Source organism: Bradyrhizobium sp. LB13.1 (assembly GCF_054056815.1).
Genome location: NZ_JBSRYQ010000001.1, coordinates 6,380,423 through 6,400,340 on the forward strand (window position 1 = coordinate 6,380,423; position 19,918 = coordinate 6,400,340).

Here is a 19,918-nt window from a genome sequence, read left to right on the forward strand (position 1 = left end):
AGGCGCTCCGCCCGAACTTCGTTGCCGCCCTGCGGCGGGTCATTGCGTCTCGATCTGGACCGCTTCGCCGGGCCCGGCCGCGTCTCCGGAAGCGATCACCAGATATCGCTTTCCTGCCACGGCGGACGGGTCGACGATCTGCCGGATCGGGCCGGCCGCGTTGACGATGGCCGATCCGGCCGGATTGGTCATGAAAGCCGCCAGCGGTTGTAGCGGCCCGCTCCCGTCGCTGCGTTCCGCCAGTGCAAGCACATATTTCTGCTTGGGCTGAAGGCCCGTCACCGAGGCCTGCAAAATCTGAATCAGGCCCTGGTCGAACAGCGAGACGCTGGTCGGCGCCTTGCCGTCCTTCGAACTGTCCCTGGAGGCGAGCGACAGATGGGCGACCTGGCCGGCAATGCCGAGGGCCTGCAAGTTCTGACGATCATCCGGGTCGGGCGCCGCTCCCGGAACATAAGCGATCGCCTGCGGCGCCTGGCCGATCGGGATATTCGCCACCACACTGTTGGTCGCGGTGTCGATAGCCGCGAGGGCGTCGGCATTCTCAAGCCCAACATAGATGCGCGTGCCGTCGCCGGAGGGCCAGATGCCATGCGGCAGATTGCCGACCGGGATCGTTGCGACCTGCGAGAAATCGTCGGTGCGGAACACTTTCACCTCGTTCAGTCCGCCAATGGTCACGTAAGCAAAGGTCCCCTTGGCGGTGTGCGCGAAGTTGACGTGATTTGTAATCGGACCGGTGTCGATCGTCTTGATCGGGTTGAACGGCGGCTTGGCATTGAACACCTGGGTCCGGCCGATGTCCTTCAGCGTGAACCACACCTGATTTCCGTCCGGCGTCACCGCGATGTTCGGGCAGAAGGGGCTCTCCTGCTTCACCCTGGCGATGATCTTGTGCTCGGCGACCGCGACGACATCGGTCTCGGGATTGAAGGACGAGCAGATGTAGCCGTATTTGCCGTCGGGGGAGAATACCTGCATGCCGGCCCGTTCGGGGTGGCGATGCGGGCTTTCTCCGCAAAACTCTTCGCATCGATCACGGAGACATAGTTTTCGCCGCGAATGGTGACCCAGACCTCCTTGCCATCAGGCGTAAAGAACGCCTCGTGCGGCGACCGCCCGATATAGGTCGTGTGCTTGACCGCGTTGGTCGCGGTGTCGATGAACGTCACCGAATTGGAGCCGATCGACACCACGGCAAGCGTCTTGTGATCGGGCGAGAAGCCCACGCCGTGCACGAGGACTTGGCCCTTGTACAGTGGGCTGAAATTGCCGGGCTGCGGGTCGCCCAGCCGGATCACACCAAGCAGCTTGTTGTCGACGGGATCAGTGACCGAGACCGTATTCGAGAACTGCTCCGCCGCGTAGATGCGGTCGTGGTGGCTGATCGGAATATCGGGCGCGGACAGCGCGCCCGGCGCCTGCCCAGCCCATGCGACGGAACCGGTGGCAAGCATGGTGGCTGCCAGAAAAATGCTCTTCATGATGTTGCTTTGCGACGTCGTCATCTGCGGCTCCTACTTCCTCATTTTCATTCCGGCGGACATATCCATCTGCATGCCCGGATGTTGATGAACGTTTGCGGCGGGAACAGCCGACGGCTGCGTCGGAGCCGGCGTCGTCTCCGCCGCCGGCTTGCCGATCGCCAGCTTCATCGCCGCGATCTCCTGCATCTGGTCGACGATGATTTCCTGCGCGATGCGTCGCAGCTGCTCGTTCTTGCCGTAACGCAATTCGATGATCGCCATGTCGATCGCGCCCTGATGATGCGGAATCATCATCGCGGCGAAGTCGCGATCGACATCGCCGGTCGGCTTGGCCGCCATATCGTTCATCATCTTGGTCATCGCGGCTTCGTTCTCTTCCAGGAACGCACGCTCTTCCGCACTCAGCGCAGCCGGTGGGACGGCTGGATGAGATTCATGCGCGAGCACCAGCGAAGGAAGCGCGAATGCGACGAGAATGCGCGCGCAAATGAGCGCCGTACCGAAACCGGGCTTTGGCCTCCGGCATCTGCCTGCGAGCGCCGCAACGACGAGGAGAAACTGTGACCGGGGCATCCTGAACTCCCATGCGGGTGGTTGCATGGGGGTATGACGCGCGGGCGCGCGTTCTATTCCGGCCGGCCCATCACATAAAAGTCAGCAGGCAATCGAGGTAGATTAGCCGCGCTCATCCACGGTCGGCCGCCAGACCAGCAGACGGCGCTCGACCAGCGTGACGCCAAAATCGATCAGGATGACGAAGGCCGACAGCACGAACATGCCGGCGAACACGCCGGCGACGTCGAATACGCCTTCAGCCTGCTGGATCAGATAGCCGAGCCCCGCCGCCGATCCCAGATATTCGCCGACGACCGCGCCGACCACGGCGAAGCCCACCGAAGTGTGCAGCGACGAGAACATCCACGACAGCGCCGACGGCCAATAGACGTGCTGCATCAACTGCCGCTCGCTCATGCCGAGCATGCGACCGTTGTCGAGCACGGTGCGGCTGACCTCCTTCACGCCCTGATAGACGTTGAAGAACACGATGAAGAACACCAGCGTCACGCCGAGCGCGACCTTGGACCAGATACCCAGCCCAAGCCACAGCGCGAAGATCGGCGCCAGCACGACGCGCGGCAACGCATTGACCATCTTCACGTACGGATCGAACACGGCGGCGACCAGCGGCTGGCGCGCGAACCAAAAGCCGACCAGCACGCCGCCGGCCGATCCGATCACGAAGGCCAGGATCGATTCCGTCAGCGTGATGCCGAGATGCCTCCAGATCACACCGGATGAGAACCACTTGACGATCTGGGCGAAGACATCGACCGGGTTGGAGAAGAAGAACGGCGGCAGCAGGATCTTGCCGAACACGGGCACGGTCGTCAGCAATTGCCACAGCACGAGGCAGACGATGGCGACCAGGATTTGCAGCGCAAGCAGCGTGACGCGCGACATCAGACCGCCTCCGCCGCTTGCGTGGACTGCGCATAGCCCTTCATGACCTCGTCCTTGAGCACGCTCCATATCTCGCGATGAAGCGCATGGAACTCCTTGTCCAGCCGGACTTCAAAAATGTCGCGCGGGCGCGGCAGGCTCACGCGCCAGTCGCCGATGATGCGGGAGGACGGCCCCGCCGACATGATCACGACGCGGTCGGCGAGCGCGATCGCCTCTTCCAGATCATGGGTGACGAACAGCACGGCCTTGCGGTCGGCGTTCCAGAGGTCGAGCAGGAGGTTGCCCATCACCTGTCGGGTCTGCGCATCCAGCGGCCCGAACGGCTCGTCCATCAGCAGGATCTTTGGATCGCGGATCAGCACCTGCGCGAGCGCCACGCGCTTGCGCTGGCCGCCCGAGAGCATATGCGGATAGCGGCCGGCGAAGGCGCCCAAGCCGACCGAGGTCAGCCATTTCTGCGCCCGCGGCAGCGCCTCGCTGCGCGGCGTGCCGCTGACTTCGAGCCCGATCGCGACGTTGTCCAGCGCGGTCTTCCATGGGAACAGCGCATCGGCCTGGAACAGATAGCCGGCATCCCGGTTCAGCCCGGCGAGCGGCTGGTTGAATATCTTGACGCTCCCGGCAGCCGGCTTCAGCAGCCCGGCCGCGACGTTGAGCAGCGTCGATTTCCCGCAACCGGTCGGGCCGACGATGGCGACGAACTCGCCCTGCGCGACCGTCAGATGCGCCTTCTCCACCGCCGTATAGACCCGCCCGTCCCCCAGCCGGAACGCGACCTTGGCATCTTCCAGCGCCACTGCCGTGGGCGTTGTCATGTATTCCCTCCGAACTTGGTCCGATGCCTTAGCCGCTCGCGCGGCCAAGTTCAATCAAGCCGCCAAGCGTGGTACGCATAGACCTCGTCATCCCCTCCCTCCCGGGTGGGTCAGCGCAGTGAGCCCCCGCCCGATGCCGTCCATGCCGATGATTCGCTATGCCCATGTCACCAAGAGCTTCGGCGCGCTCAAGGCCGTGGACGATGTGTCATTCGACATCGCCGAAGGCGAGTTTGTGGCCGTCGTCGGCGGCTCGGGTTCGGGCAAGACGACGCTGCTGCGGCTCGCCAACCGCCTGATCGAGGCGGATGGGGGCACGATCACGGTCGAGGGCGACGACGTGCAATCCGCCGATCCGGTCGCGCTGCGGCGCCGCATCGGCTACGTCTTCCAGAGCGGCGGGCTGTTCCCGCATCTGAGCGTCGCCGACAATATCGGGATCACGCCGAAGCTGCTCGGCGTGCCGGCGGGAGATATCGCAACGCGAGTTGATGAGTTGCTCGAACTCGTGCAGCTCGATCGGGCCGCGCATCGCGACCGGCTGCCGGACGCGCTTTCGGGCGGCCAGCGTCAGCGGGTCGGCGTGGCGCGGGCGCTTGCAGCACGGCCCCGCATCGTACTGATGGACGAGCCCTTCGGCGCGCTCGATCCTCTCACCCGCGATGCGCTCGGCGACGATTTTCGTGAGCTGCACCGCAGGCTCGGCCTGACCACCGTGATGATCACCCACGATATGACGGAAGCGATTTTGCTCGCCGACCGCATCGCGGTGATGCGCAGCGGAAAGCTGCTCGCGCAGGGCACGCCAGTGGAGCTCTCGAAAACCAGTGACGCCTACGTGCTGGAGCTGCTGCGGACGCCGCGACGCCAGGTCGAACGGCTGAACGCGCTGCTGCCACAGAGCGGTGCGGCATGAGCCTGTTGTCTGATCCGCGCTGGGGCGAGGCGCTGGCGCATTTGCCCGACTATCTCGGCAACCATGTGCGGGTGAGTTTGGCCGCGCTCGCGCTCGGCCTGATCGTCAGCCTGCCGCTGGCGATCCTGACGCGCAACCGCCCCACCCCGCGCGCTGTCCTGCTCGCGCTCGCCAGCATCGTGCAGACGGTGCCGGGGCTGGCACTGCTCGCGCTGTTCTATCCGCTACTGCTGCTTACGGCCTCCGTGACGCTGGCCTGGTTCGGCGTCTCATTCTCGGCGTTTGGCTTCCTGCCGGCGATGCTGGCGCTCGCGCTCTATTCGATGCTGCCGGTACTGCGCAATGGCATCATCGGCCTCAACGGCATCGATCCCGCGCTGATCGAGGCCGCGAAGGGCGTCGGCATGACCGCACGGCAGTCGCTGGTGATGGTCGAACTGCCGCTGGCCCTTCCGGTGATGATGGCGGGCATCCGTACCGCCGCAGTTTGGGTGATCGGCACCGCGACGCTGTCGACCCCGATCGGGCAGACCAGCCTCGGCAATTACATTTTTGCCGGGCTCCAGACCCAGAACTGGGTGTTCGTTCTGTTCGGCTGCTTTGCTTCGGCGCTGCTGGCGCTCGCAGTCGATCAACTGCTCGGTCTGATCGAGAGCGGCCTGCGCCGGCGCAGCCGCGCGCGTACAGCGCTTGGCGCGGCCGGGATCGCGGCACTGGTCGTCGCAACATTGGTACCGACGATGGGGCGCTCGTCGCAGAGCTATGTCGTCGGTGCCAAGACGTTCGCCGAGCAATACGTGCTATCGGCGTTGATGAGGGACCGGCTTCAGGCGGCCGGTCTTTCCGCCGTCTCACGATCCGGCCTCGGCTCAAGCGTGATATTCGAGGCGTTGAAAGCCGGCGATATTGATCTCTATGTCGATTATTCCGGCACGCTCTGGGCCAATCAGCTTCATCGCACGGACATCAAGCCGCGTGCGGAACTGTTGGCGGAGCTGAAAACAACGCTCGCGAAGGACAACATCACGCTGCTCGGCGAGCTCGGTTTCGAGAATGCCTATGCGCTGGTGATCCCGAAGAAGCGCGCCGAGGCACTTGGCATCCGCACCATCGCCGATCTCGCCGCGCATGCGTCGTCCCTGTCGATCGCCGGCGATTATGAATTTTTCTCGCGGCCCGAATGGGCGGCGCTGCAAAAGACCTATGGCCTCTCGTTCCGCGCCCAGCGCCAGATGCAGCCGGACTTCATGTATGCGGCCGTCGCCAGCGGCGAGGTCGATGTCATCGCGGGTTACACGAGCGACGGGCTGATCGCAAAATACGATCTCGTTGCGCTCGACGATCCCCGGCACGCGATCCCGCCCTACGATGCGATCCTGCTGCTGGCCCCGAAGCGCGCCGGCGACGAGCGGCTGCAGGCCGCGCTGAAGCCGCTGCTCGGCAAGATCGACATCGCGACCATGCGGGAAGCCAATTTGCGCGCCGCCGGCAATGACGCGAATTCGTCGCCGGATGCGGTGGCGAAGTGGCTGTGGGAGAAGGTGGGGAAGTAGGTTTTGCCGTATGTCCCGTCATCCCGAAAGCTTCACAAGCTCTCAGGATGACGGTGACGAAGACTACAGTCCCCGGATCATCCCCGCATCGATCAGCAGCCGGTTCAGCCGGCGCGCTTCGGCGCCGTCCTTGCAGCCGTAGAAGATCCCCTTGCAGCGGAGCATGATCTCCTTCTGCTCGGCGAAAGACGGATCGAGCGGGATGCCGGCGGCTTCCTGGATGACCAGCGGCAGATACGGGCCGTCGACCGTGTCCATCACGGCCTCGCTCTTCACCGGCTCGAAATTGACGGCGTCGATCGCGTAATAGGTCGCGTAGAGACGTGGGTCGTAGGCGTCGAGCTTCTTGCCGAGAGCACCTTCGTCGAGCCCGGGTTCGAGGATACCAGGCGCGAATTCCGGCTGGTGATCGCCGTAGCGCACGATCAGGAAGGGCTCGCCGGGGTAATTTTTCTTCAGGCCCGCGAGGAAAGCCTTGTACTGCTCGGCGCTCATCGCCTGCCGGCGCAGATATTCGTCGATCGACGGCATATTGCCCGGCGCGCGCCAGTTCGGCAGCAGATCGGGGCGGAAGCGCGTCTCCCAGGGGAAATGATTGGCACCGAGGTAGATGAAGGTGAACAGCGGCTTGTTCGGCGTCCGCTCACCCATCAGCCGGAGCGCGTTGTCGTAGAAGAAGCTATCCGGCTCGACATCCTTGGCGCCGAGATCCTTGGAGTCGAAGAATCGTTCGACGCCGGTCGTCAACTGAAAGCTGCGCGCGGCCATGAAGCCGCCATAGGCAGGATAGAGCGACATCGTGTCGTAGCCGCAGCGGCGCAGCGCCAGCGGCAGGCCGCGCTCGACACGGCCTGTCGCGATGCGCGTCACGAAATAGGCGAAGCGGCCGAACGAGCGCGAGGAAAGGCCCGCAAGCACGTTGTATTCGGTGAACCAGCTCGGCCCGCCATTGCTCTCGGCCAGAAATGTGCGCTCCTTGCCGTCCCAGGATTTGAAGTGACGGCCATAGCCTTGCGGCACCTTGATGTCCTGCGCGGCGCGGATGTCGAAGCTCGATTCATCATGGACCATGATGATGTTCGGCCGGCGGCCCGCGGGATGGCACGCATCGACCAGTGGCATGTTGAGCCGTTCGTTGGTCGAAGCAGCCGACTCCATGAAGCCGTATTGCGCGAAGTCGGAGACCGCGCTGACGCCGGAGCGGAAGAATTTCGAGAGATAGCCGTCGTCGTAATAGCCGCGCCAGGCCTCGTCCGGATGATAGAGCGAATAGCCGACCAGCGCGGCGAGGCAGCCGAGCATGGAGGCGAGCGCCGGCAGCCTGCGAATGCGGAACGGATCGAGCCACCACAGCGCATACATCAGCGGCAGCGTGACGAGACCCGCCAGGACCACCGACCAGCGCAAATTCGGGAAGATCGTGAACAGGAACGCCACCGTGTCGCGGTCGATCATCATCAGGTCGATGAAGTTGACCGTCATCTGTACGACATCGTGCTTCAGCCGTGACAGCAGCACCAGCACCACGACCATGGTCAGCGACAACGCACCCGACAGCGCCGGCCGCCGCAGCAGCGCGATCCAGAAGAAGTTGAGGATGCTCCAGGCCAGCACGAAGGAGAGCCGCGCGCCGAAATCCGTCTCGGTCTCGTACATCAGTGCGAGCGCGGCAAGATGGGGCGCCGCAACCGCGAGCAGCCGCCAGATGCCGAGCGCGGCGACACTCGCCAGCACGGCGGTCGCGGCAGAAGGACCTGGATTGGGCGCGGGCGGCATCGACGACACGCTAAACTTTAGTCCGGCGGGTGATGCCAAGCGTCTCGCGTTTGAAAAATCGCGAAGGCGTCCGACGCAGCCGGAAGCCTGCACCGTGTCACAAAACTGTAACGGAACGGTCAAGGACAAGCAACGCGCGCGGCGATCCGAGCTTTGCTTATTGTCAGTGAGCGGCGAAGCGCCGCACGGCCAACTCTATCTCCTCACTCTGAGGGCCGGCAGGCGCGCTGGGGTTTGGCAATCCCGGCGATGAACAGGTCGATGACCCCTTCCGCCATCCGCTCGATCTCGCCCTCCTCCACGCCCCAGCGCGGAAGGTGGCCGTCGAGATTCATCCTGGCAAAACCATAGACCAGGGCGCGGCCGGCGATCTGGATGCGCTTGAGGTCGGCCGACCGCAGCAGGCCCTGCTTTGCCGCCTCAATCAGTATTCCCTCGGTCAGCGCGATCAATTCGGCATTGTCGCGCGTCAGGCCCGGCGAGTTGCCATGGGCGAAGTAGCGCCCGGTGGAGATGATCTCGAAATGCGCGGGATTGCGCCTCGCCCAGCGCACGTAGGCGAGGCCGAAGGCGCGGAAGCGGCCGAACGGGTCGGCGGCCGGTGCCTGGTCCAGCGCCACCTCGATCTCGGCACGGAAGCGCCGCTGCGCCTCCTCAGCCACCGCTGACATGAGCGCGTCGCGGTTGGGGAAGTGCCGGAACGGCGCGCCCGGCGAAACCGCGGCCCGGCGTGCGGCCTCGCGCACCGAGATTTCGGCCCCCTCCGCCGCCAATTGCAGCGCAGCGTCGATCAACACGCGGCGGAGATCGCCGTGGTGATAGGGCCGGACTTCAGAGGTGTTGCGGCGAGCACGCGGCTTGGCCGGCTGTCGGGCAGGCATGGAGCTTCCTAGCATCACCCGAACGTGAATGTAAGCAGCGATTACACCATTGACCGCGCAGCCAAGCCATATGTAATCGGTGATTACATAATGGAGCAAATCGCATGTCACAACCCCAAAACTGGTTTGAAGGCTGGCGGCTGCTTGCCGTCCTCGCATTGAGCCTGATCGCACTCAGCCTGTGGATTGCCTCGATGCGGCAGTTCGAGGTCGAGGGCGCGCGGATGGTGATCCGTTTCACGGCAAGAGGTTCGCTTCTGCTGTTCTGCCTTGCCTTCAGTGCCGCGGCACTGGCACGGCTGTGGCCCAGCGCCTGGACGCGCTGGCAGTGGCGCAACCGGCGCTATCTGGGCCTGAGCTTCGCCACCTCCCACGCCATCCACGCGGTTGCGATCGTCGCGTTCGCCAGGATGGATCCGGCAAGCTTTGCCGAGGCCACCTCGGCGGCCTCCTACATCTTCGGCGGCATCGGCTATGCCGCCATCATCGCCATGAGCGCGACTTCGTTCGACCGCACCGCCGCGCTGCTCGGGCCGCACGCCTGGCGCGCGCTGCACCTTACGGGCGGATACTATCTCTGGTTCCAGTTCGTGGTGTCGTTCGGCAAGCGCGTGCCTGCGATGCCGCTCTATGCCGCGTTTCTCATTCCGCTGATCGCCGTGATGACGCTGCGCCTGGTCGCGATGGCCGCTCGGCCGCGCGGACAGACGGCCGAGGCGAGCTGAACGTCGGTCAGCTCTGCGGCAGCAATCCGACACGCTTGGCGATGATGCGGTCGACCACGCGCTTGGGCAGCGTGGCCGTCATCAAATGTCGCATCCGGTCCGGCGTGATCTGGTAGCGAACCTTGGGTCTCTCAGTCGTGAGCGCCTCGAAAACGACCTCAGCGATCCGCTCGGCCGGCAGCCCGGTCTCGCCGAGCTTCATCATGAACGCCTTGACCTTGTTCAGCGCCGGCAGATAAGGCGAGTTCTGGTAGACGGAGAGATCGATCTGCTCGGCCTTGCTCCAGATCGGCGTCTTGACCGCGCCGGGGGCGACGATGATGACGTCGATGCCGAACAGCATCAGTTCGCGGCGCAGGCTTTCCGATAGCCCCTCGATGGCGTGCTTGGAGGTACAGTAGGGCGCCGACAGCGGATTGCCGTTCTTGCCCGCGACCGAGCTGATCATCACGATCCGTCCCTTCGGCCCCTTCAGCGACAGGTCGGCACCGAGCAGCGGCCCGAAAGCCTGCGTCGCGATCACAGGGCCGATCACGTTGATGTCCATCTGGCGCCGGAAATTGTCGACCGACAGTTCGAGCACGGGACCGGCGACCGCGACACCGGCATTGTTGACCAGACCGGCCAGCGTCTCGCCGCCCAGCACCCCGCGTACTTCTCGTGCGGCGGCCAGCACGGCAGCCTCGTCGGTGACATCGAACAGCAGCGGGGTGAAGTTCGCGCCAAACTCACCGTTGAGCCGGTCGGCGTCCGCCTGCTTGCGGACGCTGCCGAAGACGCGATAGCCGCGCCCGATCAGAAATTTTGCAGTGGCCCAGCCAATGCCGGTGGACGCGCCGGTGACGACGACGGATCGCATGGTCTTTCCCCCCAACAGTTCCCGCGATCATGTAGGACAAAGACGTCAGTGCGCAATGCCGCCCGACACTCAAGGGGGCGCCGCAGATGTCAGTTCTTAAGATGAAGCGGCGCGCGAACGTCGCGGCGCGGGATGGATCGCGCCTTCACAATGCGGGTGAAGAGCCGAATCCTTACCCCTGAAGATGCTAGGCTTTCGGCGTTCACGCGCTTCTGAAAGATTTTGAAAAACCACGCGAGGCCAAGAATGTGGTTTAAGCGTCAGTTCTTCGTTCTCAGGGAGTACTTCAGTTCGCGAAGAATTTGAATGAAGCAGCAATGCTTCGCGCGAGACGAAAAGAGCGAGACCGCTGTTTGCGATCCCGCTCAGATATAGTCGCGAAGGTTTAAGAATTGGTTTGGCGAGCGAAGCTTGTGTTTCGCTCCCGTATCCCGACGCGGCGTAAACGATACGCCGCGTCCGGACGACGGCGACTTAGTTCTTCGACTTGTCGACCAGCGCGCCCTTCTTGATCCAGGGCATCATGTCGCGCAGCTTGGCGCCGACTTCCTCGATCGGGTGCTCGGCGAGCTTGGCGCGGGTCGCCTTGAACGAGGTCTGGTTGACCTTGTTCTCGAGCATCCAGTCGCGGGCGAACTTGCCGCCCTGGATGTCGGCGAGGACACGCTTCATCTCGGCCTTGGTCTCGGCGGTGACGATGCGCGGGCCGGTGACGTACTCGCCATACTCCGCGGTGTTGGAGATCGAGTAGTTCATGTTGGCGATGCCGCCTTCATAGATCAGGTCGACGATCAGCTTCACCTCGTGCAGGCACTCGAAATAGGCCATCTCCGGCGCGTAGCCAGCCTCGACCAGCGTCTCGTAGCCGCCCTTGATCAGCTCGACCAGGCCACCGCAGAGCACGACCTGCTCGCCGAACAGGTCGGTCTCGCACTCTTCCTTGAAGGTGGTCTCGATGATGCCGGCGCGCCCGCCGCCGACGGCGGAGGCGTAGGACAGGCCGAGGTCGTGGGCGTTACCCGAGACGTCCTTGGCGATCGCGATCAGGCAGGGCACGCCGCCGCCGCGCTGATACTCCGAGCGCACGGTGTGGCCGGGGCCCTTGGGCGCGATCATCAGCACGTCGAGATCGGCGCGCGGGTCGAGCAGATTGAAGTGGACGTTGAGACCGTGCGCAAACACGAGGGCGGCGCCCTTCTTCATGTTGTCGTGCAGGTGCTCGCGATAGATGTCGCCCTGGAGCTCGTCCGGGGTCAGCATCATGACGAGGTCGGCCCATTTGGCGGCCTCGGCGACTTCCATCACCTTGAAGCCGGCGGCTTCCGCCTTCTTGGCCGAGGCCGAATCCTTACGGAGCGCAATCGTCACTTCCTTGACGCCGGAGTCCTTCAGGTTGAGCGCATGGGCGTGGCCCTGGCTGCCGTAGCCGACGATGACGACCTTCTTGCCCTTGATCAGGTTCAGGTCGGCGTCGCGATCGTAATAAACACGCATGGTCGTTTCCTCATTCAGGGGCCGGAATCGGCCGTTGGTCAGATCTCGTCAGTCAGGTCTTGTCATTCAGGTCTTGGACGCTGAAATTTGCGGATTTCGGAGGCTGTCTAGAGCATTTTCAGCCCACTGGGAAACCCGATTCTGCATGGAAATCCGCGACATCATGCATCCATGAAAACGGGGTAGAGAGACGTCAGCAGCAGGATCGCCATCAGGATATTGAAGGCGCGGACCAGCCGCTCGGAGGTCAGGACCGGCCGCAATGCCGTGCCGAAAAAGGCCCAGACCACGGTCGAGACCGTGCCCACGAGCAGACTGATCAGGGTCTGGATCGCGATGTTGAGCGGGAATTGGGCGATGGCCGCATAGGCGGTGATGGTGCCGATCACGATCACCCAGCCCTTGGCATTGATCCACTGGAACATGGCGGCGCCCCAGAAGGTCATCGGACCGCGGGCGCTCCCTTCGCCCGGCTTGACCGCGCCGGAGAAGGCGATGACCGCGGCCAGGTAAATCAGATAAGCGGCGCCGGCATATTTCAGGATGGTCTGAAGAATGGGATAGGCCAGGAATACCGTGCCGAGACCGAGGCCGACTGCACCGACCATGAAGGCAAAGCCGATGGTGATGCCGGCGATGTGCGGGATGGTGCGACGGAAGCCGTAGGTCAGTCCCGACGACAGCAGCATGATGTTGTTCGGCCCCGGCGTGAAGAACATCACGAGGGCGAAGATGATGAAGGCGTAGAGCAGCGACTGAGACATGTTCACCTCACGCGACCTTGGCCAGCGCCCGCGGGCGCCGCGCCAGCACCATCACCGCGATGCCACCGACCACGGTCAGCATGCCGGCAAGCCGCAACGGGCCGAACTTCTCGCCGAACACGATGCTCGACGCGGCCGAGCCGACGAACGGCACCAGAAGCGCGAACGGCACCACTTGCGCCGCGGGATAGTCACGCAGCAACCGGCCCCACAGCCAATAGGCGATGCTGGTGGAGATGGCGCCGATCACCAGCAGGCAAATGAGGCCGGTGAGCGACATGTGGATCAGCGACTGCCAGGTCGGCGCCGGTCCGTTGACCACCAGCGTGAGCGCGAACAGCGGCATCGCGGTGGCGAGACACAACCAGGCGAACAGATCGAACATCGGCACGCCGCGAGCACCGCGTAACAGGATATTGCCGATCGCAAAACTGACCGGCGCGATCATCAGCACGGCGAAGGCACCGACGCTGAAATCATAACCAACGGTGCCGCAGATCATCAGGAGACCGACGGCTGCGATGACGATGCCCAGCGTCTGCGCCGGCGTCGGCCGCTCGCCGAATGCGATCGCGGCAAGGCCGATCGTGAACAGTGCCTGGCTCTGCACGACGACGCTGGTCAACCCCACCGGCACGCCATGGGCGATGCCGTAGGCCTGGCTCAGAAACTGGCCGAGAAAGAGCGTGAAGCTGATGGCGATCAGGAGCGACCAGGCAATCTTCGGCTTGCGAATGAACAGGCACGGCACCGCGGCAATCGTGAAGCGCATCGCCGTCATAAGCTCCGGCGAAAATTCGTCGAGCGCAATCCGGCTCGCCACGAAGGCAAGCCCCCAGATGATCGCCACCAGGATGGCGATGAGGATGTCGGCCGGCTTCATTGTTGTTCCCGGTTCTGCCTTGTCGTGCAGCCCTGTTGTTGTCGTCTAGTCTTGCTCGCCGGCCTTTACGTGGAAGAATTGGATTTCCGCAGCAGATAAGTGCCGTGCATCGGGGCGTGGTAATCGGCCGAGACCACCGTGAAGCCGACATCGGTCAGCATCCGCTCCATGACCCAGCCAAAGGTGGAATATTCGTCGCGCATGTGGGTGACGACGCTGTCACGCGAGACATCGTGGTTCTTGATCTCAAAGTCGGCCCATTGCTCGACGTCGCGCTCGACGGCATCGGGCATCGAGGCGTAGACGATGTCGCGCAAATAGAAGGTCGCACCGGGCTTGAGCGCGCGATAGATCCGCGACATCGCCACCGCCTTCCAGAAATCCGGCAGATGGTGCAGCGTGAACTCGCTGACGATCAGGTCATAGGATTCCGGCCGGTAGGCAAAGCTGAGCAGGCCGGCAGACTGTGTGCGCACGGGGGCCTTGCGGTCGCGTGCGTAGATCTCGGCGAGCGCCAGCATCGCGGGCGAGATGTCGATGGCGTCGACCTCGGCACCCAACAGCGCCGCCTCGGTCGCGAGCACGCCGTTGCCGCATCCGATGTCGGCGATGCGCCAGCCGCGTTGGACCCCGAGCATTTTCAGCGCGGCGCGCGCTCGCAGATCGGCGTCGTCGTGGCTGTCGTAGATCGAGGCCACGGCGGGCCCGATGCCCATCCGGTTCCGCTCGTTATAGTACCAGTCGCGCGCCAGCATGGTTCACATCCCTTCGGGCCCGCGGCCGATCGCGGCAACGCCGGTGCGCGACACTTCGACGAGGCCAAGCGGACGCATCAGGTCGATAAACTGATTGATCTTGTCGGTATTGCCTGTGATCTCGAACACAAAGCTCTCGGTGGTGGCGTCGATCACGCGGGCGCGGAACGCATCCGCCAGCCGCAGCGCCTCGACGCGATGCTCGCCCTGCCCTCGCACCTTCACCATCGCCAGCTCGCGCTCGATCGAGCGTTTCGTCAGCGTCATGTCGACGACGCGATAGACGGGGATCATGCGATCGAGCTGATGCTTGATCTGCTCGATCACCATCGGCGTGCCGGTGGTGACGATGGTGATGCGCGAGAGATGCTTCTGGCTCTCGGTCTCCGAGACGGTGAGGCTCTCGATGTTGTAGCCGCGCCCAGAGAACAGGCCGATGACGCGCGCGAGCACGCCGGGCTCATTCTGCACGAGCACCGAGAGCGTGTGCGTCTCGTTCGGATCGTGGCGCTCCTCGATGAAATAGGCGGATGCGGGTTGGTTCATTGTCGTCCCCTCTATTCTCGTCGTTACGCCGTCGCCCGAAGGGCGACCGGCGCATCCGTCCCGACCCAATCGCGGAACAGATCGAAATCGATATTGCCGCCGGACAGCACGAGTCCGACGCGCTTGCCCGACAGTTTCGTCTTTTCCTGAAGTGCCGCGGCGAGCGCGGCGGCGCCGGCGCCTTCGGCGAGATTGTGCGTGTCGGTCCAGTAGGCGCGGATCGCGGCGGCGACCTCGTCGTCGGTGACCTCTACGATATGCGAAGCGCCCTTGCGGATGATGGCGAGCGCTTCCGGATCGGGAATCCGCGTCGCCATGCCGTCCGCGAGCGTGTTGCTGGTCTCGGTCGTCACGACGTGGCCTGCCGCAAACGACAACGCGTAGGACGGCGCCTCCGTCGATTGCACGCCAACGATCTCGGTCTTCAAGCCCAGCAAATCTCGCGCCATGATGCAGCCGCAGATGCCCGAGCCCTGCCCGATCGGCACATAGAGGATGTCGAGATCCGGTGCAGTCCTGAACAGTTCGAGCGCATAGGTCGCCACACCCAGAACAAGGTCCGTATGGAACGACGGCACCATGTGTAATCCGGCGAACTGCGCACGGCGGCCGGCCTCCTCACGCGCAGCTTGAAAGTCCTCGCCATGCTCGACGAGCTCGGCGCCAAACATCTGCATCGCGCGGTTCTTCTCGACCGAATTGCCGCGCGGCACGTAAATCACCGCAGGCACGCCGTGACGGCTTGCCGCGAACGCGAGGCTCTGGCCGTGGTTGCCGCGCGTCGCCGAGATGATGCCCGGAATGTTGGGCTGCTCGCGCTTCAGACGTTCGAGATAGACCAGCCCGCCGCGCACCTTGAAGGCGCCAATCGGCGTGTGGTTCTCATGCTTGACCACGACCTGTGTGCCGAGCCGCTCGGAGAGCAGCGGCCAGGCGTACGCCGGCGTCGCCGGCACCGCCTGCCCCACGATCGCATGTGCGCGTTCGAGCTCCTTCAGGTCGAACATCGCGCTCACACCAGCGCCTTGCCGCCGGCGAACGCCTTTGCGGTGGCTTCGTCGTTGGCCTGCTCCGGCAACAGCATCTCGTTGTGCGCCTTGCCGGAGGGAATCATCGGGAAACAATTTTCCAGCGCCGCGACGCGGCAGTCGAACAGCACCGGGCGCTTGACCGAGATCATCTCCTGGATGGCGCCATCGAGGTCGGCAGGCTTGTGCACCTGGAAGCCGACGCCGCCATAGGCCTCCGCGAGCTTGACGAAATCCGGCAGCGCCTCCGAGTAGGAATGCGACAGCCGGTTGCCGTGGAGCAGCTGCTGCCACTGCCGCACCATGCCCATATACTGGTTGTTCAGGATGAAGATCTTGATCGGCAACTCGTACTGCACCGCCGTCGACATCTCCTGCATCGTCATCTGCACCGAGGCATCGCCCGCGATGTCGATGACGAGGCTGTCGGGATGGGCCACCTGCACGCCGACCGCGGCCGGCAGGCCGTAGCCCATGGTGCCGAGACCGCCCGACGTCATCCAGCGATGCGGCTCCTCGAAACCGAAGAACTGCGCGGCCCACATCTGGTGCTGGCCGACCTCGGTGGTGATGTAGGTGTCCTTGCCGCGCGTCGCCTCGAACAGGCTCTGGATCGCGTGCTGCGGCAGGATGACGTCGTTGCTCTTTCTAAAATAGAGCGAGTTGCGGGCGCGCCACTGCGCGATCTGCTGCCACCACGCCTTGACGTCGGGCTTCTTCGCCTCCGCCTTGAACACCTGGAGGATGTCGCCGAGGATGTTGCCGCAGTCGCCGATGATCGGCACGTCGACGCGGATGTTCTTGTTGATCGAGGACGGGTCGATGTCGATGTGGATCTTCTTCGACCCCGGCGAAAACGCATCGACGCGGCCGGTGATGCGGTCGTCGAAGCGCGCACCGACGCACAGCATGACGTCGCAATCATGCATGGTCATGTTGGCTTCGTAGGTGCCGTGCATGCCGAGCATGCCGAGCCAGCTCTTGCCCGACGCGGGATACGCGCCGAGACCCATCAGCGTGGAGGTGATCGGAAAGCCGGTGACCTCGACCAGCTCGCGCAGCAGCCTGGTCGCCTCGGGGCCGGAATTGATGACGCCGCCGCCGCTGTAGATCACGGGGCGCTTGGCATTGGCGAGCAGCGCCACGGCCTTGCGAATCTGCGTCGCATCGCCCTTCACGCGCGGCGCGTAGGAGCGATGCACGTCGGACTTGCGTGGCGGATGATAGGTGCCGGTCGCGAACTGCACGTCCTTGGGGACGTCGACGAGCACCGGGCCCGGTCGCCCCGTAGTCGCAACGTAGAACGCCTCGTGCAGCACCTTGGCGAGATCGTTGACATCGCGCACCAGCCAGTTGTGTTTGGTGCAGGGGCGCGTGATGCCGACGGTGTCGCATTCCTGGAATGCGTCGTTGCCGATCAGATGCGTCGGCACCTGGCCGGAGATGCAGACCAGCGGGATCGAGTCCATCAGCGCATCCGTCAGCGGCGTCACCATGTTGGTGGCGCCGGGGCCGGAGGTCACCAGCGCGACGCCCGGCTTGCCGGTCGAACGCGCATAGCCTTCGGCGGCGTGGCCGGCGCCCTGCTCGTGGCGGACCAGGATGTGCTGGACCTCGCTCTGCTGGAAGATCTCGTCGTAGATCGGAAGCACGGCGCCGCCTGGATAGCCGAAAATGTCGGTCACGCCATGATCGATGAGCGCGCGGACGATCATCGCGGCGCCCGTCATCTGGTTCGGATCGTGGCTCTTGTCGCTCATTGGCTTGCTCCGGATGCGCTGTTGTCAGCGGCTTCGTTCGTGTCGGGTTCGGGAAATAAAAAAGGCCCCGAAGAGGGCCCCATGCACACCGCCTGACATGTGGATGGCAGCTAGCCATCCCCGGCGGTGTGCCTGGGTACGACGGCGATAAGAAGTTTGGTAATAATGTTACGCATGGCAGGTGCCCAGCTTCCCAAAGGTTGCGCGAAACATAGCGACCAACGCCCCGATGTCAAGGCAATGTGGCCGTTCCCGCGCGATTTAGGCAGTGTAGCGGCGTTCCCGGAGTTCGGCGAGCGGTAAATATGGGAGCCGAGGCACAAAAGCACGTCAGCCCGAGTCCCGTGCCGCGTTCACGATCGCCGCGAGCCAGCCCCTCGCCTCCTCCGGCTTGACCCATTCGAACTCCGGCAATTGGTGCCGGAACCAGGTGAACTGCCGCTTGGCGTAATGGCGCGTGTCGGCGCGGCCGATCGTGGCCGCTTGCTCCAGGCTGAGCTCACCGCGCAGCTGCCGGATCAGGGCCGGCACGCCGTGAGCCTTCATCGCCGGCAGCAGCGGATCGAGGTTTCGGGCGGCGAGACGCTCAACCTCCTTCAGTGCGCCGGCCTCTAACATGGCGTCGAAGCGGGCGTCGATGCGGGCGTAGAGCTCGTCGCGCTCGGGCGCGAGGAACACCGCGCGAAAACTGTCCCTGGGCAAGAGCGACGGCTGGCCCTCATGATGCCAGTCCAGTAGCGAACGGCCGGTGGCTTCGACCACTTCGAGCGCGCGCGCAATGCGTGTGCGGTCGCGCAGGTTCAATCGCTCGGCCGCCCGCGGATCGCGACGCGCGAGTTCCGCGTGCAGCGCCTCGACGCCGTTCCGCTCCAGCCGCGCTCGAACGTCCTCGCGTAGCTCGGCAGGGATCGGCGGTACCACGGAAAGGCCCGCCGTCAGCGCCTTGAAATACAACCCGGTGCCGCCGATGAAGATCGGCTGGCGGCCTTCGGCTTTCGCCTCTTCGAGCGCCTTCGCCGCGTCGCTCACCCAGGCACCGGCCGAAAAATTGACGGCCGCATCGACGTGACCGTACAGGCGATGAGGCACCCGCGCCTCGTCGCCCTGTGTCGGGCGCGCGGTGATGATACGGAGGTCGCGGTAGACCTGCATGGAATCGGCATTGATGACGACGCCGCCCGTGCTGAGCGCAAGCTCGAGCGCCAGCGCCGACTTGCCGCTGGCGGTCGGGCCTGCGATAAGCACGGCCTTGCCAACATGCCTTCTGCCGACTTGCCCCTCGCTCACGAAAACCTCAAATGTCCCTCGTCGCCACGCTGATCTGCAACCCGAATAATCCCGCGCTCGACTCTACCATCGTCGACGGCGCCCGCGCCGTGCTGCCACAGGCGGCTCCCGCGCACTGGCTGTTCGACGGGGTTGCAGTCGACATCCCCTTCGGCGCCGACAGTAACCTCGAAGGCGACCGTCACGCCATCGAACAGCGGTTGCGCGAGCTTCGCGGCGACCTTCCCATCGACATCGTCGTGCAGCCAGTCGGCCTCCGGCGCAAGAAGCTTTTTCTCGCCGACATGGATTCCACCATGATCGGGCAGGAGTGCATCGACGAACTCGCCGATCTTGTCGGGATGAAGACCCACGTGGCCGCCATTACCGAGCGCGCGATGCGCGGCGAGATCGAGTTCGAGCCGGCGCTGCGCGAGCGCGTTGCGCTGCTCAAGGACCTCCCCGCCAGTGCCGTCGACGAGGTGCTGGCCAAGCGCATCACGCTGACGCCGGGCGGCCGCGAACTGGTCGCGACCATGCGCTCCCACGGCGCCTATGCCTGCCTCGTCTCCGGTGGCTTCACGCTGTTCACCCGTGCGGTCGCTGCCAAGATCGGCTTCCAGGAGAACCGCGCCAACGAGCTCGTCGTCCGCGACGGCAAGTTCACCGGCGAGGTGAAGGAGCCGATCTTGGGGCGCGCTGCAAAGCTCGCGACGCTGGTGGATTTGATGGAGTCGTTCGATCTCGACGACATCGACTCGGTCGTCGTCGGCGACGGGGCCAACGATCTCGCGATGATCCAGGCGGCGGGGCTGGGCGTGGCGTATCATGCCAAGCCGTCGGTTGCGGCCGCGGCCGCGGCGCGGATCGATCACGGCGATCTCACCGCGCTGCTGTATGCGCAGGGGTATCGGCGCGAAGAGTTCGTGGGGGCGTAGCGTCCTCT

General features: G+C 64.4%; 18 protein-coding genes and 1 pseudogene. 4 read left to right on the forward strand and 15 right to left on the reverse strand.

The features are described 5' to 3' along the window. Window positions 1-39 precede the first annotated feature (39 nt). The 4 genes and pseudogenes from ACVWYI_RS30880 to ACVWYI_RS30895 form a co-directional block, all read right to left on the reverse strand. Window positions 40-1,508 (reverse strand): annotated as a pseudogene (locus tag ACVWYI_RS30880) (YncE family protein). A gap of 9 nt (window positions 1,509-1,517) precedes the next feature. Continuing rightward, window positions 1,518-2,060 carry a DUF305 domain-containing protein gene (locus ACVWYI_RS30885; protein ID WP_247341372.1) on the reverse strand — a complete coding sequence of 181 codons (543 nt, stop codon included), beginning with the start codon at window positions 2,058-2,060 and terminating at the stop codon, window positions 1,518-1,520. 102 nt (window positions 2,061-2,162) lie between these two features. Continuing rightward, window positions 2,163-2,948, reverse strand: coding sequence for an ABC transporter permease (locus ACVWYI_RS30890; RefSeq protein WP_247341370.1), 786 nt, complete (start codon window positions 2,946-2,948; stop codon window positions 2,163-2,165). After that, on the reverse strand, window positions 2,948-3,766 hold the full coding sequence (locus tag ACVWYI_RS30895; protein ID WP_247341368.1) for an ABC transporter ATP-binding protein: 819 nt from the start codon (window positions 3,764-3,766) through the stop codon (window positions 2,948-2,950). Before ACVWYI_RS30895 ends, ACVWYI_RS30890 begins: the two co-directional genes overlap by 1 nt. A gap of 133 nt (window positions 3,767-3,899) precedes the next feature. Here ACVWYI_RS30895 and ACVWYI_RS30900 point away from each other — a divergent pair, with 133 nt between their 5' ends. Together ACVWYI_RS30900 and ACVWYI_RS30905 are read left to right on the forward strand one after the other, a co-directional pair. Continuing rightward, the gene (locus ACVWYI_RS30900; protein WP_456664041.1) at window positions 3,900-4,682 is read left to right on the forward strand and encodes an ATP-binding cassette domain-containing protein; all 783 of its coding nucleotides are present in this window, start codon (window positions 3,900-3,902) and stop codon (window positions 4,680-4,682) included. Further along, window positions 4,679-6,235, forward strand: coding sequence for a glycine betaine ABC transporter substrate-binding protein (locus tag ACVWYI_RS30905; protein ID WP_456664042.1), 1,557 nt, complete (start codon window positions 4,679-4,681; stop codon window positions 6,233-6,235). Before ACVWYI_RS30900 ends, ACVWYI_RS30905 begins: the two co-directional genes overlap by 4 nt. 63 nt (window positions 6,236-6,298) lie before the next feature. Here ACVWYI_RS30905 and ACVWYI_RS30910 read toward each other — a convergent pair whose 3' ends face one another. Continuing rightward, window positions 6,299-8,011: a sulfatase-like hydrolase/transferase gene (locus ACVWYI_RS30910; protein WP_456664043.1), complete on the reverse strand. Its 1,713-nt coding sequence runs from the start codon at window positions 8,009-8,011 to the stop codon at window positions 6,299-6,301. A 203-nt stretch (window positions 8,012-8,214) separates the two neighbouring features. Beyond that, on the reverse strand, window positions 8,215-8,808 hold the full coding sequence (locus ACVWYI_RS30915) for a TetR/AcrR family transcriptional regulator (protein ID WP_247442355.1): 594 nt from the start codon (window positions 8,806-8,808) through the stop codon (window positions 8,215-8,217). Between the two features lie 188 nt (window positions 8,809-8,996). Here ACVWYI_RS30915 and ACVWYI_RS30920 point away from each other — a divergent pair, with 188 nt between their 5' ends. Further along, window positions 8,997-9,617, forward strand: a complete 621-nt coding sequence (locus tag ACVWYI_RS30920) for a hypothetical protein (RefSeq protein ID WP_456664044.1) — start codon at window positions 8,997-8,999, stop codon at window positions 9,615-9,617. A 7-nt stretch (window positions 9,618-9,624) separates the two neighbouring features. On the opposite strand, the gene ACVWYI_RS30925 is transcribed toward ACVWYI_RS30920, so the two are convergent. From ACVWYI_RS30925 to miaA, 9 genes are all read right to left on the reverse strand, one after another. Next, on the reverse strand, window positions 9,625-10,476 hold the full coding sequence (locus ACVWYI_RS30925; RefSeq protein ID WP_456664045.1) for an SDR family oxidoreductase: 852 nt from the start codon (window positions 10,474-10,476) through the stop codon (window positions 9,625-9,627). 474 nt (window positions 10,477-10,950) lie between these two features. Beyond that, window positions 10,951-11,970: a ketol-acid reductoisomerase gene (gene ilvC, locus ACVWYI_RS30930; protein ID WP_247341352.1), complete on the reverse strand. Its 1,020-nt coding sequence runs from the start codon at window positions 11,968-11,970 to the stop codon at window positions 10,951-10,953. A gap of 161 nt (window positions 11,971-12,131) precedes the next feature. Next, window positions 12,132-12,734: a LysE family translocator gene (locus ACVWYI_RS30935; protein ID WP_247341349.1), complete on the reverse strand. Its 603-nt coding sequence runs from the start codon at window positions 12,732-12,734 to the stop codon at window positions 12,132-12,134. Window positions 12,735-12,741: 7 nt separating this feature from the next. Further along, complete coding sequence (locus tag ACVWYI_RS30940) at window positions 12,742-13,617, reverse strand: EamA family transporter (RefSeq protein ID WP_247341347.1); 876 nt, start codon at window positions 13,615-13,617, stop codon at window positions 12,742-12,744. Window positions 13,618-13,682: 65 nt separating this feature from the next. Beyond that, a complete protein-coding gene (locus ACVWYI_RS30945) occupies window positions 13,683-14,372 on the reverse strand; it encodes a class I SAM-dependent methyltransferase (protein ID WP_456664046.1) in 690 nt (229 codons plus the stop codon). 3 nt (window positions 14,373-14,375) lie between these two features. After that, entirely contained in the window at window positions 14,376-14,918 is a 543-nt protein-coding gene (gene ilvN, locus ACVWYI_RS30950) for an acetolactate synthase small subunit (protein ID WP_007613340.1), read from the reverse strand. A 23-nt stretch (window positions 14,919-14,941) separates the two neighbouring features. Further along, entirely contained in the window at window positions 14,942-15,925 is a 984-nt protein-coding gene (locus ACVWYI_RS30955) for a threonine dehydratase (RefSeq protein ID WP_456664047.1), read from the reverse strand. A gap of 5 nt (window positions 15,926-15,930) precedes the next feature. Then, window positions 15,931-17,706: an acetolactate synthase 3 large subunit gene (locus tag ACVWYI_RS30960; RefSeq protein WP_247442363.1), complete on the reverse strand. Its 1,776-nt coding sequence runs from the start codon at window positions 17,704-17,706 to the stop codon at window positions 15,931-15,933. 330 nt (window positions 17,707-18,036) lie between these two features. Next, on the reverse strand, window positions 18,037-18,993 hold the full coding sequence (gene miaA, locus ACVWYI_RS30965; RefSeq protein ID WP_456664048.1) for a tRNA (adenosine(37)-N6)-dimethylallyltransferase MiaA: 957 nt from the start codon (window positions 18,991-18,993) through the stop codon (window positions 18,037-18,039). Window positions 18,994-19,004: 11 nt separating this feature from the next. Between miaA and serB the strand changes: the two genes are divergently transcribed. Continuing rightward, window positions 19,005-19,910, forward strand: coding sequence for a phosphoserine phosphatase SerB (gene serB, locus ACVWYI_RS30970; RefSeq protein WP_456664049.1), 906 nt, complete (start codon window positions 19,005-19,007; stop codon window positions 19,908-19,910). Window positions 19,911-19,918 lie beyond the last annotated feature (8 nt).

What these genes read in the sequence shown, in the direction of transcription:
- ACVWYI_RS30925 (WP_456664045.1), bottom strand. Translation starts at nt 10,476, where the DNA reads ATGCGATCCGTCGTCGTCACCGGCGCGTCCACCGGCATTGGCTGGGCC.
- ACVWYI_RS30885 (WP_247341372.1), bottom strand. Translation starts at nt 2,060, where the DNA reads ATGCCCCGGTCACAGTTTCTCCTCGTCGTTGCGGCGCTCGCAGGCAGA.
- ACVWYI_RS30905 (WP_456664042.1), top strand. Translation starts at nt 4,679, where the DNA reads ATGAGCCTGTTGTCTGATCCGCGCTGGGGCGAGGCGCTGGCGCATTTG.
- ACVWYI_RS30920 (WP_456664044.1), top strand. Translation starts at nt 8,997, where the DNA reads ATGTCACAACCCCAAAACTGGTTTGAAGGCTGGCGGCTGCTTGCCGTC.
- ACVWYI_RS30910 (WP_456664043.1), bottom strand. Translation starts at nt 8,011, where the DNA reads ATGCCGCCCGCGCCCAATCCAGGTCCTTCTGCCGCGACCGCCGTGCTG.
- ACVWYI_RS30955 (WP_456664047.1), bottom strand. Translation starts at nt 15,925, where the DNA reads ATGTTCGACCTGAAGGAGCTCGAACGCGCACATGCGATCGTGGGGCAG.
- ACVWYI_RS30935 (WP_247341349.1), bottom strand. Translation starts at nt 12,734, where the DNA reads ATGTCTCAGTCGCTGCTCTACGCCTTCATCATCTTCGCCCTCGTGATG.
- ilvC (WP_247341352.1), bottom strand. Translation starts at nt 11,970, where the DNA reads ATGCGTGTTTATTACGATCGCGACGCCGACCTGAACCTGATCAAGGGC.
- ACVWYI_RS30940 (WP_247341347.1), bottom strand. Translation starts at nt 13,617, where the DNA reads ATGAAGCCGGCCGACATCCTCATCGCCATCCTGGTGGCGATCATCTGG.
- ACVWYI_RS30960 (WP_247442363.1), bottom strand. Translation starts at nt 17,706, where the DNA reads ATGAGCGACAAGAGCCACGATCCGAACCAGATGACGGGCGCCGCGATG.
- serB (WP_456664049.1), top strand. Translation starts at nt 19,005, where the DNA reads ATGTCCCTCGTCGCCACGCTGATCTGCAACCCGAATAATCCCGCGCTC.
- ACVWYI_RS30945 (WP_456664046.1), bottom strand. Translation starts at nt 14,372, where the DNA reads ATGCTGGCGCGCGACTGGTACTATAACGAGCGGAACCGGATGGGCATC.
- ACVWYI_RS30900 (WP_456664041.1), top strand. Translation starts at nt 3,900, where the DNA reads ATGCCGTCCATGCCGATGATTCGCTATGCCCATGTCACCAAGAGCTTC.
- ACVWYI_RS30890 (WP_247341370.1), bottom strand. Translation starts at nt 2,948, where the DNA reads ATGTCGCGCGTCACGCTGCTTGCGCTGCAAATCCTGGTCGCCATCGTC.
- ilvN (WP_007613340.1), bottom strand. Translation starts at nt 14,918, where the DNA reads ATGAACCAACCCGCATCCGCCTATTTCATCGAGGAGCGCCACGATCCG.
- ACVWYI_RS30895 (WP_247341368.1), bottom strand. Translation starts at nt 3,766, where the DNA reads ATGACAACGCCCACGGCAGTGGCGCTGGAAGATGCCAAGGTCGCGTTC.